This window comes from Streptomyces sp. NPDC056231 (genome assembly GCF_048270745.1).
Taxonomy (GTDB): domain Bacteria; phylum Actinomycetota; class Actinomycetes; order Streptomycetales; family Streptomycetaceae; genus Streptomyces.
In genome coordinates this window covers 55,104-69,933 of the sequence record NZ_JBLVKW010000046.1, presented here as the reverse complement: position 1 = coordinate 69,933, position 14,830 = coordinate 55,104, and the positions used below count along the sequence as shown (strand labels likewise).

Annotated in this window: 15 protein-coding genes and 2 pseudogenes; 11 read left to right on the top strand and 6 right to left on the bottom strand. The window is 68.7% G+C overall.

Annotated features, from left to right (window positions below):
* The first annotated feature begins 120 nt into the window (after positions 1-120).
* Positions 121-744, top strand: coding sequence for a hypothetical protein (locus tag ACNPQM_RS28965; protein WP_418086271.1), 624 nt, complete (start codon positions 121-123; stop codon positions 742-744).
* Between the two features lie 43 nt (positions 745-787).
* A pseudogene (locus ACNPQM_RS28960) lies at positions 788-1,011 on the top strand (IS5/IS1182 family transposase); the annotation flags it as partial.
* 6 nt (positions 1,012-1,017) lie between these two features.
* Here ACNPQM_RS28960 and ACNPQM_RS28955 read toward each other — a convergent pair.
* Positions 1,018-1,776 carry a DeoR/GlpR family DNA-binding transcription regulator gene (locus ACNPQM_RS28955; protein ID WP_358862333.1) on the bottom strand — a complete coding sequence of 253 codons (759 nt, stop codon included), beginning with the start codon at positions 1,774-1,776 and terminating at the stop codon, positions 1,018-1,020.
* A 49-nt stretch (positions 1,777-1,825) separates the two neighbouring features.
* On the opposite strand from ACNPQM_RS28955, the gene ACNPQM_RS28950 reads away from it, so the two are divergent.
* Together ACNPQM_RS28950 and ACNPQM_RS28945 are read left to right on the top strand one after the other, a co-directional pair.
* Positions 1,826-2,209: a DUF4406 domain-containing protein gene (locus tag ACNPQM_RS28950; protein ID WP_418086270.1), complete on the top strand. Its 384-nt coding sequence runs from the start codon at positions 1,826-1,828 to the stop codon at positions 2,207-2,209.
* On the top strand, positions 2,206-2,883 hold the full coding sequence (locus tag ACNPQM_RS28945) for an NUDIX domain-containing protein (protein WP_418086269.1): 678 nt from the start codon (positions 2,206-2,208) through the stop codon (positions 2,881-2,883). The genes ACNPQM_RS28950 and ACNPQM_RS28945 overlap by 4 nt, the downstream gene beginning before the upstream one ends.
* Before the next feature lie 15 nt (positions 2,884-2,898).
* On the opposite strand, the pseudogene ACNPQM_RS28940 reads toward ACNPQM_RS28945, so the two are convergent.
* Positions 2,899-3,324 (bottom strand): annotated as a pseudogene (locus ACNPQM_RS28940) (hypothetical protein); the annotation flags it as partial.
* A gap of 135 nt (positions 3,325-3,459) precedes the next feature.
* On the opposite strand from ACNPQM_RS28940, the gene ACNPQM_RS28935 reads away from it, so the two are divergent.
* A complete protein-coding gene (locus ACNPQM_RS28935) occupies positions 3,460-3,609 on the top strand; it encodes a hypothetical protein (protein WP_418086268.1) in 150 nt (49 codons plus the stop codon).
* Between the two features lie 84 nt (positions 3,610-3,693).
* Here ACNPQM_RS28935 and ACNPQM_RS28930 read toward each other — a convergent pair whose 3' ends face one another.
* Positions 3,694-4,185 (bottom strand): FBP domain-containing protein, encoded by a 492-nt coding sequence (locus ACNPQM_RS28930; RefSeq protein ID WP_418086267.1) that lies wholly within the window; start codon positions 4,183-4,185, stop codon positions 3,694-3,696.
* 84 nt (positions 4,186-4,269) lie between these two features.
* Between ACNPQM_RS28930 and ACNPQM_RS28925 the strand changes: the two genes are divergently transcribed.
* A complete protein-coding gene (locus tag ACNPQM_RS28925) occupies positions 4,270-4,851 on the top strand; it encodes a TetR/AcrR family transcriptional regulator (protein WP_418086277.1) in 582 nt (193 codons plus the stop codon).
* A gap of 58 nt (positions 4,852-4,909) precedes the next feature.
* Entirely contained in the window at positions 4,910-6,094 is a 1,185-nt protein-coding gene (locus ACNPQM_RS28920; protein WP_418086266.1) for a GDSL-type esterase/lipase family protein, read from the top strand.
* A 78-nt stretch (positions 6,095-6,172) separates the two neighbouring features.
* On the opposite strand, the gene ACNPQM_RS28915 is transcribed toward ACNPQM_RS28920, so the two are convergent.
* On the bottom strand, positions 6,173-7,186 hold the full coding sequence (locus ACNPQM_RS28915; protein WP_418086265.1) for an NAD(P)/FAD-dependent oxidoreductase: 1,014 nt from the start codon (positions 7,184-7,186) through the stop codon (positions 6,173-6,175).
* Positions 7,187-7,275: 89 nt separating this feature from the next.
* Between ACNPQM_RS28915 and ACNPQM_RS28910 the strand changes: the two genes are divergently transcribed.
* The 3 genes from ACNPQM_RS28910 (at position 7,276) to ACNPQM_RS28900 (ending at position 9,294) form a co-directional block, all read left to right on the top strand.
* Positions 7,276-7,878, top strand: coding sequence for a helix-turn-helix domain-containing protein (locus tag ACNPQM_RS28910; protein ID WP_418086264.1), 603 nt, complete (start codon positions 7,276-7,278; stop codon positions 7,876-7,878).
* Positions 7,879-8,005: 127 nt separating this feature from the next.
* The gene (locus ACNPQM_RS28905) at positions 8,006-8,863 is read left to right on the top strand and encodes a class I SAM-dependent methyltransferase (RefSeq protein ID WP_418086263.1); all 858 of its coding nucleotides are present in this window, start codon (positions 8,006-8,008) and stop codon (positions 8,861-8,863) included.
* Between the two features lie 101 nt (positions 8,864-8,964).
* Positions 8,965-9,294: an antibiotic biosynthesis monooxygenase family protein gene (locus ACNPQM_RS28900; protein ID WP_358862324.1), complete on the top strand. Its 330-nt coding sequence runs from the start codon at positions 8,965-8,967 to the stop codon at positions 9,292-9,294.
* 477 nt (positions 9,295-9,771) lie between these two features.
* Here the strand turns inward: ACNPQM_RS28900 and ACNPQM_RS28895 are convergent, their stop codons facing one another.
* Positions 9,772-10,572 carry a leucine-rich repeat domain-containing protein gene (locus tag ACNPQM_RS28895; protein ID WP_418086262.1) on the bottom strand — a complete coding sequence of 267 codons (801 nt, stop codon included), beginning with the start codon at positions 10,570-10,572 and terminating at the stop codon, positions 9,772-9,774.
* A 785-nt stretch (positions 10,573-11,357) separates the two neighbouring features.
* Complete coding sequence (locus ACNPQM_RS28890) at positions 11,358-11,750, bottom strand: gamma-glutamyltransferase (protein ID WP_418086261.1); 393 nt, start codon at positions 11,748-11,750, stop codon at positions 11,358-11,360.
* Between the two features lie 993 nt (positions 11,751-12,743).
* Between ACNPQM_RS28890 and ACNPQM_RS28885 the strand changes: the two genes are divergently transcribed.
* Complete coding sequence (locus tag ACNPQM_RS28885) at positions 12,744-14,729, top strand: NAD(P)-binding protein (protein WP_418086260.1); 1,986 nt, start codon at positions 12,744-12,746, stop codon at positions 14,727-14,729.
* Positions 14,730-14,830: the final 101 nt, after the last annotated feature.

The following is a 14,830-nucleotide window of genomic DNA, read 5'->3' as shown; positions in this document are numbered from 1 at the left end:
CGGACAGACCAAGGCGAAGACAGCCCAGCAGGACGTCAGTCAGTGATCGAGTCACGACCACCGGGAACCCGGATACCACTATCACTGTCAGTGATAGGTGACAGGTGACAGGATCCGGGGGTGCTGATCAAGGGATACGACGACGGCCCGCTGGTGGCGGGCGAATCTCTGCTGGCCCGCCCGGGCTTCTGGTCGAACTACCTCCTGGCGATGTGCAGTGACGGGGCGTGTGCCGAGCGGCCGGTTCCGGAGTGGTTCGGCGATGACGGCGCCGATGCCGATGCCTTGGGCGAGGTCCTCTTCGATCCCAGACACTGGCCGGTGTTCCGGGTGCCGACCAAAGACGGTCCCGGAGCTGTAGTGATCTACCGCAACCTGGTCGGCGACTACGGCACCGACTACCTCCTCACCCATCCAGGCAGGACCTACGCACAGCAAATCGCCAGCTGGGAAGGAGATTTTTCGGGGATCGGGCTGACGTGGCGCGAACTGATCCGCGTCGCTGACAACCCGTCTTCCACGGCCGAAGGCGTCCAGGACACATCTGCCCGCCTCCTGCTGGTCCTTCCCCTCCTGACCGACCTGGACCTGCCAGAGGCAGCTCCGGCAAGGCTCACGGCCGCCCTGACCGTGGTCGGCGCGCCACAAAACACTGCCTTCACCACGGCGGAACACCTGCTTGCCCACCTCACGAGAAGATCCCGACACGACCCCTCGTGGAAGTCTCCGCTGAGCGGCAGCTGAAAGGCAGGCCAAGTCTCAGGTCACCCCATGGAGCGATCTTGGCATGGCTGGTGTGATTACGGCGTCGGAGTCTTCCTGGATAGCCCCGTTCACCGGGCTGAGTCCGCGCCAGTTCAGCCGGCTGGTGACCATGTTGCGGTGTGGGGGGCGGACGCGGTCTGCAAGGGCCGGCCGTGGGGCCTTCCGCTGGATGACCGGGCACTGCTGGTCGCAGCATACTCGCGGACGAACTTGACGATGCCGCAGATCGCCCCGCTGTTCGGCATGTAGCAGTCAGCCGGCTGGCAGGACATCCACGCCGAGCGCCGTGAGTTGTTCGACGACGGCGTTGTGGGGGTCGGCGTCGGTGATCAGTCCGCTGATCTTCTCCAAGGGCAGGACGCGGAACCGCGATGCCGTACCGATCTTCTCGGACGAGGCGAGGACGTAGGTGTCCGCGGCCCGTGCGGCCAGAGCGCGCTTCATCGCGGCCTCCTCGGCGTCGCCGGTGGTCAGTCCTGCCTCCGGGTGCACGCCGGTGACGCCGATGAGGCACAGATCGGCGGAGACGTTCTGCGCGGCCTCGACCGCGGCCGCACCGCAGGCGACCGCGGAGTGCTTGAAGATGCGGCCACCGAGCAGGAAGAGCTCGGCCTGCGGGTGGTCGAGCAGGGTGGCGGCGATCGTCGGACTGTGGGTGATCACGGTGCAGGCCAGGTCCTGCGGGAGCGCGTGAGCGACGGCCAGGGCGGTGGTACCACCGTCGAGGATCAGCGCGCTGCCCGGCCGGACCAGCCCGGCAGCCACCGAGGCGACCTTCCGCTTGCCGTCGGGGGCCACGGTCTGCCGGGCGGCGTAGTCCGCCACGGCCGGGGAAACAGGGAGCGCCCCGCCGTAGACCCGCTGACACAACCCCTCGGCCGCGAGATCGCGTAGGTCGCGTCGCACGCTGTCCTCGGAGATCCCCAGTTCGGCAGCGACGTCCTTGGCGACGATCTTGCCCTCGTGGGCGAGCAGACCGAGCAGGTGGTCACGGCGTTCAGCAGCCAGCATTCGCACTCTCTCCTGTTCTTGCACGTTTCTGCATGTATCGTAGCGCCCCATGACCGACAAGCCCATGCTGATCCTGATCGCCGGGCCCTACCGCTCCGGCACCGACGGCGACCCGCAGGCCATGGCCGCCAACCTCGCCCGCCTCGAAGCAGCCGCCTGGCCCGTCTTCGCCGCCGGCCACCTCCCCGTGATCGGGGAGTGGATCGCCCTGCCCGTCCTGCACTCAGCCGGCGCGGGCCCGACCGACCCACTCGCCGACCAGGTGCTATACCCGACTGCCGACCGCCTGATCGCCCACTGTGACGCCGTGCTGCGCCTGCCCGGCGACTCCATCGGAGCCGACCAGGACGTCGCCACCGCCCACCGCCGCGGCCTGCCCGTCTATCACGACGTTGCCGAGATTCCCCTCCGCACCCCACAGGAGACCGCGTGACAAGCCGCCCCGGCATCGACACCCCTGACCACCGCGGCCGCATCGGCCTCGACCGGGCCGGACGCGACCTGGACCGCAACCCCGGCGTCATGGTCCGAGACGTCGAACTCACCTCCCAGGGTTGGCATGTGCTGCGCCGCACCACCTTCGACTACCGCCGCCGCGATGGGCGTTGGGAGACCCAGCAGCGCGAGACCTACGACCGCGGCGACGGCGCCGTCGTCCTGCCGTACGACACTGGAGGCGGCTACGTTCTACTCACCCGCCAGTTCCGCTACCCGGCCTACGTCAACGACCACCCCGACGGGATGCTCGTCGAAGCGGCCGCGGGGCTGCTCGACGCGGACGACCCGCCGACCGCCATCCGGCGCGAGAGCGCCGAGGAACTCGGCGTCACGCTCGGCCCGCTCACCCACGTCCTCGACGCCTACATGAGCCCCGGCTCCGTCACTGAGCGCCTCCACTTCTTCGCCGCCCCCTACACCCCGGCCGACCGGACGGGGGCCGGCGGCGGACTCGAGGATGACGGCGAAGACATCGAGGTCCTCGAACTGCCCTTCACAGAAGCCCTCACCATGACCCGCGACGGACGCATCACCGACGGCAAGACCATCCTGCTCCTGCAATGGGCAGCCCTGGACGGACCGTTTGCCCCCGCAGTGGGCAGCCGCTGACAACGCCGCCCCCGGGGTGAACTGGCGCAGTGGGCCGAAGTGCGCCTCGATCGGGTTGCCTTGAGGCACAGGCCGGCATGAAGCACAGCTCGACCTCGTTCTTCTTCGCCCAGCGGCGGATGCCGACGCCGGTGTGGGCGGGGGGCGTCCAAGATGATGTACATCGGGGCGCCGACGGGTCGGGCGGCGCGAATCGACTTCAGTGCGGCCAGAGTGTTGATGGTGCCCTTGCGGCGGCGGTTGACGCCCCAACCGGTGGATCACCCCCCGCACCGCGTCCTCATCGGCCCGGACCAACTGGGCGATCACAGGGACGCGGTTTCCGCCGACGGACGCCAGCAATATCCTCGCCCGGCGACAGCGCACGGAGCTGGCACTGCCCCGGCGCACGATCTGCCGCTGTTTCTGCCCTTCCTGATCAGTCAGTCTGCGCACCCGCACAGGTTCGGCGACTGCTCACGTGCACCATGGCGTTCTCGATGCTTCCTGTTCGTCGCGGTCACCCGGCTCCGCTCGGAGGGCCACGAGATCCGCGATGAGGACGTCGCACGACTGTCTCGGCTCAAGCAACGAAACGTGAACGTCCAGGGCAGCTACAGCTTCATCGCCTCCGTCCCGTACGAGGGCCTGCCTCCAGTGCGCGCCCCGGACGCCGCCGGCTTCAACGACGACGGCAACGGGGCGGATGAGGGCCGAGCAAAGATCAGACGACGGCCAGGGCAGTGACCAGTTTGCGAGCCGTTGCCTCGGTCAGCCACTTCAGGGCCGGGCAGCGGCGGCGATACGGGGGGGGCCGAAGGCGGGCCCGGGTCACGCGGTCACCTTGGCGATGAACGCGGCGAGGTTCGCCACGGTCCGCTGGATCTTCTCCTCCAGGGTGAGGGACTCGTGGAGGCGCGCACCGACGCCCGCGTCCTTCTTCCCGCGTACATAGAGGGAGCAGGCCAGGTCACTGCACATATAGACGCCGACCGAGTTGCCCTGCTGCCCGGCCTTCCCGGACTTCGGCGCGACCATGAGGGAAACGCCCCCGGTGTGCGTGGTCACACACACCGAGCACATGCTGCGTCGCATCTGCCAGGAGCCGACGTCGGAGGAGCGCAGCTGGACGCCGAGCGGGCGGCCGTCCAGCTCGATCACAAGGTAGGCCCGGTCGGGGGCCTGAGGATCTCGCCAGCCCAGGAAGTCCAGGTCGTCCCAGCGCTGCTCGGCCAGGTCGCGGGGGACGCTCAGTCGCTTGGCCTCGCCCTTGGTGCAGTTCACAAACGCGGTACGAATCTCTTGCTCAGTCAGTGGCTTCATAAGAGACACGCTAATTTGCCTAATCCGATTAGGCAAATGCATAATCATCGATGTCAGGGATGAGATGCGATTCGGAGGATGAACATGGCACGGGCCGGACGAGTAGGACTGACCACGGAGCGCCTGGTCCGGGCGGGGGCAGAGCTGGCCGACGAGGTCGGCTTCGAGCAGGCGACCCCTGCGGAACTCGCCCGGCGGTTCGGCGTCAGGACCGCGAGCCTGTACTCGCACGTGAAGAACGCCCACGACCTCAAGACCAAGATCGCCCTGCTCGCCCTGGAGGAACTCGCCGACCAGGTCTCCACCGCCGTGGCCGGGCGGGCCGGCAAAGACGCCCTCAGCGCTTTCGCGAACGTCTACCGCGACTACGCCCTCAAGCACCCGGGTCGCTTCGCCGCAACCCAGTTCCGGCTTGATCCGCAGACGGCGGCCGCCAGCGCCGGCGTCCGGCACGCCCAGATGACACGGGCGATCCTTCGCGGATACAACCTCGTCGAACCTCACCAGACACACGCGGTGCGGCTGCTGGGCAGCGTCTTCAGCGGCTACGTCGGCCTGGAGACCGCCGGCGGCTTCAGCCACAGCGCCCCCGACTCGCAGGAGAGCTGGACCGAGATCCTCAACGCGCTCGACGTCCTGCTGCGCACCTGGCCCACCACCTCCTGACCAGGCCCTTCCAGCCGCCCCCCGCCGACCGACCCTCCAGATCGAAGAGACCGACGAAATGAACACCGAGCACGACTGGACCACCACCCCCATCACAGCCGGCCTCCTGCGCGGCGCCCTCGACCTGGAGCGCACCGAACGCGGTGTGCTGCCCCACCGGTTGCCCGCGCGCGCCCGGCAGCAGATCCCCGACGGCCAGCTGGCCATGGCGGAGTCACAGCCCTCCGGAGTGCGGCTGGCCTTCCGCACCCGGGCCACCGCCGTCGAGCTGGACGTCGTGGCCACCAAGCGGGTCTACGTCGGAGCGCCGCCTCGCCCCGACGGGGTGTACGAGCTCCTCGTCGACGGGCGGCTCGCGGGCCGGGCCAGCGCGACCGAGGGCGACACCCTCACCATCGACATGACCTCCGGAACCGCACAAACCCGGCCCGGGCCGGTGGAGACCCTGCGCTTCACCGGCCTGCCCGACGACGAGAAGGACGTCGAGATCTGGCTGCCGCACGACGAGGCCACCCAGCTGGCCTCCCTGCGCACCAACGCCCCAGTCCACACACCACCACCCAGCGGCCGCAAGGTCTGGCTGCACCACGGCAGTTCGATCAGCCACGGCTCCAATGCCGCCACCCCAACCGGGATCTGGCCCGCCCGAGCCGCCACTCTGGGCAAGGTGGAGCTGGTCAACATGGGATTCGGCGGCAGCGCATTGCTCGACCCGTTCACCGCCCGCGCCATACGCGACACCCCCGCCGACCTGATCAGCATCAAGATCGGTATCAACATCGTCAACACCGACCTGATGCGGCTGCGCGCGTTCGGCCCGGCCGTCCACGGTTTCCTCGACACGATCCGAGACAGCCACCCCACCACCCCGCTGCTGGTCGTCTCGCCAATCTACTGCGCCATCCACGAGAACACGCCCGGCCCCAGCGCCCCGGACCTCAGCGCGATGAGCGAGGGGCGGCTGCGGTTCGTGGCCACCGGCGACCCCACGCAAACAGCGGCCGGGAAACTGACCCTCACCGTGATCCGGGACGAGCTGGCCCGCATCGTCCAGCAGCGTGCGGCCACCGACCCGAACCTGCACTACCTCCACGGCCTCGACCTCTACAGCGAGGCCGACCACGTCGAACTGCCGCTGCCCGACGATCTGCACCCGGACCCCGCCACCCACCAGCACATCGGTGAACGCTTCGCCCGCCTCGCCTTCGGCGAAAACGGCGCTTTCACCGCGAAGACCCACTGACCGGCCGCCGGGCAGGAAGTGCGCGCCCACGCCATCTGCACCCTCACCCTGGCCGCACTGCTGCGCGCCTGGCGCGCCTCAGGCGGTGGCGGTGCCGCTCTCGGCGGCGGCGACGGCCGCGTCGGTGTCGGCGGCGGCCAGGTGGGCGTTGATGTGGGCGCAGGCGAGGGCGCCGGCCGCGGCGGAAGGGCCGACCTGGGCGGTCAGGTCGGTGGCGTTGCCGGCCACCCACACCCCCGGGACGTCGGTGGTGCCGGCCATGCCGGAGGCGAAGCGGCGGCCCATACCGCCGGGCACGTCCTCCATCGGCAGGCCCAGACCGTCCAAGCCCTCGGTGCGGGCCTGCATAAAAGTGGCAACCGCAAGCACGCGGCGAGCAACTACCTGGCCGTCCGCCAGGCGCACACCGGCGATGCCGCCGTCGTCGGCCTTGACGACTTCCTCCACCGGTGTGTCGACGATGCGGATATTACGTGCGGCGAAGCGTGCGCGGGTGTCGTCATCCAGTTCGGTACCGCGGGTGAAGTAGATGAGGTCGTCGGTCAACTGGCGGAACAACAAGGCGTGGTGGACGGAGGCGGAGCCGATGGCGAGGATGCCGATGGGCTCATCGCGCACTTCCCAGCCGTGGCAGTACGGGCAGTGCACCACGCCGTGCCCCCAGTGCTCCGCCAGGCCGGGAACTTCCGGCAGCACGTCACGCAGCCCGGTGGCCACCAGCAGGCGGCGCGCTGTCAGGGCGCTGCCGTCGGCCAGGGTGACGGTGAAGCGCAGGTCCCCGTCGGCGGACGGGGCGGCCGGCTCAGCCGAAATCACTTCGCCGGAGACGATCAGGCCGCCGTAGTGGCGCACCTCCTCCCGGCCCCGCTTGTACAGTTCGGCGGGCGGGGTGCCGTCCAGGCCGAGCAGTCCGTGCACGCCCTCGGCGGGTGCGTTGCGGGGGGTGCCGCTGTCGATCACGACGACCGAGCGGCGGGAGCGGGCGAGCATCAGCGCACCGTTCAGGCCCGCGGCACCGCCGCCGATCACCACGGCGTCGACGGTCCCGCCGGGCAAATTGCCGGTCGCGTACGCGGCAGTTGTCACAGACATCTCTTCGTATCCCTTTCCTTCGTGCTGGCCCCATCCGTTCCGGGCTGTCTGCGCATGACGCTAACCACGCTTTGCACTTGGGGCATAAAATGTTGCCTATGACGCAAAGCGATGACGAGCTGGACAGCCTGGTACGCAAGCGGATCCGCGCGCTGCGGGTGGCGCAGGGCTGGTCCCTGGGGGAACTGGCCACGCGTGCCCGGCTCAGTCAGTCCACGCTCAGCCGCATCGAGAACGGCCAGCGCCGCCTGGCGCTGGACAGTCTCGTCACGCTCGCTCGCGCCCTGGACACCACCTTGGACCAGCTTGTGGAGACCGCCGCCGACGACGTCATCACCAGTCCGATGATCGACGGCGCTCATGGGCTGATGCGCTGGCCGGTAAAGGGCGACCCGAGTATGACCGTCGTGCGGCAGCGTATGACCGAGCCGCCGCCCGACAACCCCTCCCGTATGCGCGCGCACCCCGGGCGGGAATGGCTCGTCGTCCTGTCCGGCACCGCGATTCTCATGCTGGGCCATCGCCGCATCCGCGTCGAGACCAACCAGGCCGCGGAGTTCCCCACGATGATGCCGCACGCGATCGGCGCCGAGGGCGGACCGTGCGAGATCCTGGGAATCTTCGACCGCGACGCCCGACGCGGCCATCAGCGCGACAACAACGACGGCGACCCTCAGGGGTCCCGCCAGTGACGATGCGACGCCACCTCGTATGATTCGCGTGGGCGCGTCTTGCGCGTCCAGCAGCCCGCGCGACCATCGCCTTGCGTAAACAGAAAGGGTCTGTGCCGTAAACGCATGAGCGCCTTAGCGTGGAGACATGACCCACGCACAACCGCACGCATCCCACCACCGTCGCCGGCACGACATCGACGGCCAGGCGGAGATCCTCGACCTGGACGCGGAAGTCCTTGCCGAGCACATCGCCGCCATCACCACATGGCTGCCCATCCAGACGCCTCCCCTCCAGATCGTGGATCTGGGCTGCGGAACGGGAGGCGGCACCTTCGCCCTCCTCGACCGCTTCCCCGACGCGCACGTCACCGCTGTCGACTCCTCGACTGAGCACCTTCAATCCCTGAGGGAGAAGGCGTGCGCCCGGGATATGGAGGGGCGCGTGCGCATCGTGCAGGCCGACCTTGACGACACCGGCTGGCCCGGCCTCGGCGCGCCGGACCTGGTGTGGGCCTCGGCCTCGATGCACCACATGAACGACCCCGGCCGCGCCCTGCGCAGGGTCCACGACCTGCTCGCCCCCGGCGGACTGTTCGCCGTCGTGGAGCTGGCCGGCTTTCCCCGCTTCCTGCCCGAGAACGCACCTGAGGACCGGCCCGGCCTGGAAGAACGCTGCCACGCCGCGAGCGATCGCTTCCACGCCGAGCACGTGCCCCATCGCGGCGCCGACTGGGGCCCGAAGCTGACCGACGCCGGATTCATCCTCGACGGCGAACGCACGATCACCGTGAACATCGACGGCTCCCGCAGCAAGGCGGTCGGCGCGTACGCCCTCGGCAGCCTGCAACGCATCCGCTACAGCGTCGCCAACGCACTCTCAGCCGAGGACCTCGCCGCGCTCGACCGGCTGCTCGACACCGACAGCCCCCACAGCATCCTGTGCCGCGACGACCTCGCCGTGCGTACCGAACGCACCGTCTGGGCCGCACGCCGCAAGGGCTGATCCACGCCACTGACGGCTTTTCGATTCCGCCGTTGCGTGTTCGGGTTGTCAGAGGCTGCCGCTACCACCGCTGACCGGCAGCCGTACGGCAGAATGGGGCCATGAGCGTAGTCAAGATCAACGTACTGACCGTCCCCGCCGAGCAGCGGGAGACGCTGGAGAAGCGCTTCGCCTCCCGTGCCCACGCCGTGGAGGGCTCTGACGGGTTCGAGTGGTTCGAACTCCTCCGGCCAGTCGAAGGCACCGACAACTACCTCGTCTACACACGGTGGCGTGACGAAGAGTCCTTCCAAGCCTGGATGGAGGGCCCCATGAAGACGGCCCACCAGGGCCGCGGCACGGAGAGCGGCGAGCGCCCTCAACCAGCGGCAAGCGGGTCCACGCTGTGGTCCTTCGAGGTCGTGCAGCAGGCGGCGCCGACAAGCGCGTAGACAGGTCGTCACCGCCGGCAAGGCGGCGGTGAGTCCTTCGTCCCGAGGCTGCCGTCGATTTACGGCAGGACGCGGTTGCCGCTGACCGACTGTCAGCGGCACTGCACGGCGGGGCGATGCGGGAGATGTTCGCGGAGGAGACTGTGCTCGCGGACGTGAAACCCGGGCCACGATGCTCGGGATGAACGTCGGCCGGTGGCTCCAGAAGCCCTACGGCGCCAGGACCGTCGTCAAGCCGTCCTCGCTGATACCTCGCGACCTCTCGCTGCCCATCACCACGACGGCCGCCGCCGCCGCCGCGGAACAACTCTTTTCCCGCAGCGTTCCTCGGGGTCCCCCAGGCGTGCCTCAGGATCATCTAGCGACGGAGAAGCCGCAGATGAAAGGGCTCAAGGGGAGGCCTCTGTAAAACTGCTGGCCTCAGGCACCTGGCTGTCTTCGCTTCTCCGGGGAGATTGTTCGGCTGGTTAGTCCCAGTCAGACATCGGCTGGTCGACTCGGCCGCCCTCGTGGGGTGAAGGGGATGTAGTTACGAGCGCTGCCGGGCAGCGCGGCCACACACGCCGATGAGCAGGCGCTGACCAGCAGGGGCAGAACGTCGGTGGCCACGCGTAGTGAGATCCACATCTGTTGGAGTCCGCCCTGTTCGAGCGGGCGGTCGCAGACGCTGCAGCTGTGAATGACTGTGGCTCCCCAGCGCCGTGGATCCAGGTTTTCCAGATCCAGGTCCGCGACGGAGTCCGGGGGAGGCTGAAGCCGCGGGAAGGGCGGTCGCAGCTTGTAGTTGCCGAACAACGCGCGCGTGCTCACCGTGCTGCAGGTCAGCTTCCGGCATCGGGTGATCTCGTAGGGGAACCAGTGCAGCCGGTAGGAGGTGTAGGGGGTGAATTCCTCCAGGCTGGTCATGGCCCCGATCTCGGGCGGGATTCGGACCAGGTTGCTGCCGTAGAGCACGAGGTGCTTGACCGCCGTCAGCCTGGCAATGCTCGGCGGCAGGGTGATGACCTGCCGCCGCTCTTCCGGGGTGAGCTCGATCAGGGGGCGGAACTCTTCGCGCCCGTCGGCGGCGGCCTCGTCAACCAGTTCCAGCAGGTGCTGCCAGCCCGGGGCGGAGGTGTCCTGCCGTTCGGTGTGGAATCCGACTCGGGCTCGCGGATGCGGCTTGGTCTGGTCGAAGCATGTGCAGATGTCCCTGTAGGAACCGCGCCGACCTGGGGCTGGATCCGATGTGTCGCCCCAGCGGTTCACATAGAGTCTCGGCTCTTCCTCGTCCGTCATGGCGCCAAGATACGGATGTGCCGTGGGCCGTCCCAGCGATGCGGGCGAGAGCACAGACACAACGACACCGCTAGAGACACAGTCAGGCACCGCCGGCATCGCGCATTCAACTTCAGTAGCAAGAGCGCTCCTCGAATGCCGGTTCTTGCGACATGGGCATTGGGGCACCTGTGGGGCGGGCTTACGCGCTCCGCGTGTTTGCCCAGGTCACCCTGTGCGCAGAGCGCGGACTGCAAATCTGCCAGCTCATCCTACCCAGGTGCGAACCCTGGCGCCGCCACACGAACAAAAGGGTCTGTGACCAGCGGAAACGTTGGTCACAGACCCTTTCGCTTTAGGTGAAGACCGACAGCCCGCTATAGAGCCTTTGTCTCACCTTGTTTCGTTAGATCTCGCGTGGTGACCAGCTTGTGTGGGGGCAGGCGTGGGGCAGGGGGCAGGTGGCTACCTTCTGCCCCGCAGTGTCGCTTCGATCCGGGCTCTCGCCGTCGCCACGACATCATCCAGACACTTGGCGTAGACGCGGAACAGTACGTCCACGCTGTGGCCGGCGCGTTGCGCTACCACCTGAGGTTCCACGCCCGAACTGAGCCAGGTCGAGGCTGCCGCGTGACGCAGGTCAAATGGGCGCTTAGCCAGCGAGGAACTCCGCTGGGCAGGCGGCAGGGCCCGCAAGCGCACTTCTGCCCATACTTCGCCGTACCCGGTGTCCTGGACCAGCCCGCCGCGCTGGGCGCGGAAGAGCCGACCATCGGGGGCCACTCCGTGGGCGCAGGGCGACCAGGTCAGGGGGATCGGCGCGGTGCGTACCGCTTCGACCGCGTGGTTGTGCAGGGCGAACATGTGTCTCCGTCGATGCCCGCGTTGCCCGGCTCCGTCAACCCCAGGACCGCTGCCTTCGCCACGGCGGCGTCCACGGAGTTGCCGCCCTGCTGCAGGATCCGCAGGCCGGCCTGAGCCGCCAGCGGCTGAATGGTGGCCACGACGCCGTTACGGGCCAGGACTTCGGAAGGCCCCTGGCCGCTCCAGCCGCCGTACCGGCCCCTCGCGTAGCGGTGATGACGGCCGACGGTTCGCCCGTGGATGCGGTCGGCTCGCCGATCGCGGTCGCCCGGCCCATGACACGTGCTCAGGGTGTCGGCAGCGATGGCGCACCCGGTGGCAGCGGCCGCGTCCACGGCGACCGCTACCTGCGCTCCCAGCAGTTGCGTACCACCGTACGCGGCGGCGATCGCGGCTGCGGCCCCCCGCTCCCGGTACGGCGCGGCGGTTCGGTTCGCGGGGTGCGTGTTCGTCCTGGAGATCGGGGTGTTCGTCCACTGCCACAGCGATGGTCCCTCCTGCGAGGAAGCACGAGACAGGAGAGTTCTACCCCAACACCTGTACAGCTACAAGGAATTCAGACGGACCAGGCCATCCCGGCGGACGCTTTCGCATCCCAATACCCACCATCGCAACGAAATCCGCACTTCTTGAGACGGCGGTCGAGGATGCTCCGCGCTCGGGAGCCGGGCCGGGCAGGTTGCGCCTGACAGTGTTGCTTTCGACGCCGGTAGCGCCGTTCAGGTCGCTCACCAGTACCTCGTACTGCGGGTTGGCGGTGAGCAGCGCTCAGGACGCGCCGTAGACACGGACCGCAGGCAGAGAGTGATCGTGGCGGCCGGGGCCGTCGCCGCGGTTTTGCTCGCCGTGGCCCTGGCCGTATTGCGGTGGCCCAACTGCTGCTGCAGGCCGACCTGCTGCCGGATTCTGAGTACCTCAACGACATCGGCAACTACTGCTCGGGCTACGTGGCGTGCGCGCCGTCGCCCCCGCCGACGGACGCGGACGGAACGGCGGCGGGGCGGCAGGCAGTCGGGCGAACGGCGAGCGGGTCACGACGTGCTGTTCGTCGGGGACGCCCTGGGCCCTATCGGTGCCTCCTGCGGGTGCCCGGCAATGGACCTTCCCGCACGTGTCGCTCCTCCTCGCCCGCCGGGCGGCTGGTCCTGGATGTCTTGCGCGACGAACTACGGCGCCAGATGCGGTCCGTTGGGGCCTCCCGGCGTCCCGAGCACCATTGACCGCACCATTGACCGCCGATGAGCAGATCCGTAGCATCAGGCCGCGTTGCTGTGCGGATTCAGTTGCAAACGACGCGCATGACGCTTGGATCCGCACATTCTCCGAGAGTGTTGGGGGCGAGCCAGTTGAGCGACTTCACCGACGACGAGCTGGGCATGAACCGGAAGATCCGCCGTCGCGACTTCCTGGACGGCGTCGCCCTGGGCGTGGGCGCGCTGGTAGCGGGGGGCAGCGCGGCGGCGGGGCCGGCCTCGGCCGCCGAGGCCCCGAGGGCCGATGCACGCTACTACCCGCCGACTTGGCAAGGCCTGCGCGGGTACTCCGACGCCGCCATGAAGGTGCCGCACGCCCTGCGAGACGGAACCTTCTGGGACGACGCGCCGGAGCCTCGCGACACCCACGAGAAGTACGACCTCGTCGTCGTGGGCGGCGGCATCAGCGGGCTCTCGGCCGCGCGCTACTACCAGATGGAGTTCGGCAAGAACTGCAAAATCCTCGTGCTCGATGCGATGGACGACATCGGCGGGCACGCGCGGCGCAACGAGTTCCGCACCACCGCTCGAACACTGCTGAGCTACGGCGGGTCGCAATCGCTGGAGTCGCCCTCGACGTACGCGCCGCCCGCCAGACAACTGCTCACCGACATCGGGATCCGCGTCGAGCGGTTCGAGAAGTACTTCGACTCCGGCTTCAACGCGCGCCACGGCCTGGGTCGTGGCCTGTTCTTCGACAAGGAGTCCTGGGGCAAGGACCACCTGGTCACCTGGCAGCGCGGCACGCCGTACTCGACGATCCTCGAAAACGCGCCGATGGCGGCCCAAGCCAAGGCCGACCTCGCCGCCATCTACGACGACCCCCGGGACTGGATGCCCGGGCTCTCCGACCAGCAGAAGAAGGACAAGCTCGCCGACATCACCTACCTCGACTACCTGCGCGACCACGTCAAGGCACACCCCGACGCCCAGAAGTTCCTGCAGACCACGCCGAACGGCAACTGGGGCTATGGCGCCGACGCCGTCGGCGCGCTCGACGCGTCGATCGAGTTCGCGGGATTCGACGGGCTCGGCCTCGACTGGGACGGTGGCCCCGATCCGCGGATCGCGCCTACCGGTCACAAGGTGTGGACCTCGGAGGACGACTACATCTACCACTTCCCCGAGGGCAACGCAGGGGTCGTCTACTCGCTCGTGCGGAAGTTGATCCCGCATGCCATGCCGGGGCAGGGGATGGAGACCATCCCGACCAGCCGGATCCAGTACGGTGAGCTCGATCGGCGCCGCAACAACGTGCGGATCCGGCTGAACTCACCGGCGGTGCGCGTCGTACACGAGGGCGACCCGGACTCCGCCCGCCAGGTGCAGGTCTCCTACGTGCACAAGGACCGCTTGGAGACCGTCCGCGCCGAGCACGTCGTTCTCGCCTGCAACAACCAGATCATCCCGTTCCTGACCAGCGAGATCTCCCAGCGGCAGCGGGGCGCCCTCAAGGACAGCCCGCGTCTTGCCCTCGTGTACACCAGCGTTCTGGTCCGCAACTGGGAGGCCTTGGACAACCTCAAGATCTCCAGCGTTCGGTTCCCGACCGGCTACTGGACGGGCGCCGAACTGGACTTCCCGGTCAGCATGGGCGGCTACCACTTCCCCGACAAGCCGAGCGAGTCGGCGATCCTGCATGTCTCTCGCGCGGCGTGCCGGCCCGGTCTCCCGCCCCGCCGGCAGGGCGCGGCAGGCCGGGGCGAGCTGATCAGGACGAGCTTTGCAGAGATGGAGCGCAATCTTCGCGACCAGCTGGCCCGCGCCCTCGGCCCGGGTGGCTTCGACCCGGCGCGCGACATCGAGGGCATCACGGTCAACCGCTGGGCCCACGCATACGCCTACGAGTACGGCCGTCCCTGGGACACGTTCTGGCCCTACGGCGAGCTGCCGAGCCACGTCGCCCGCCAGACGTGGGGGCGGGTCGCGATCGCGAACACCGACTCGGCCCCTCGTGCCTACGTCGACTCAGCGATGGACATGGCCTGGCGGGCGGTCCGCGACCTGGCGGGCAAGCCCAGCGACATCGTCTCCCGCGGTGTCGACGGCATCGCCTTCTGACGGAGCCGGAGATGGCCCGCCGACGTCACGGCGCGCACGACGGCACCGCCCGGACAGCCGACGATTCCCGCTGAGGACAACCGAGGCGTCAGTCAGGGGAT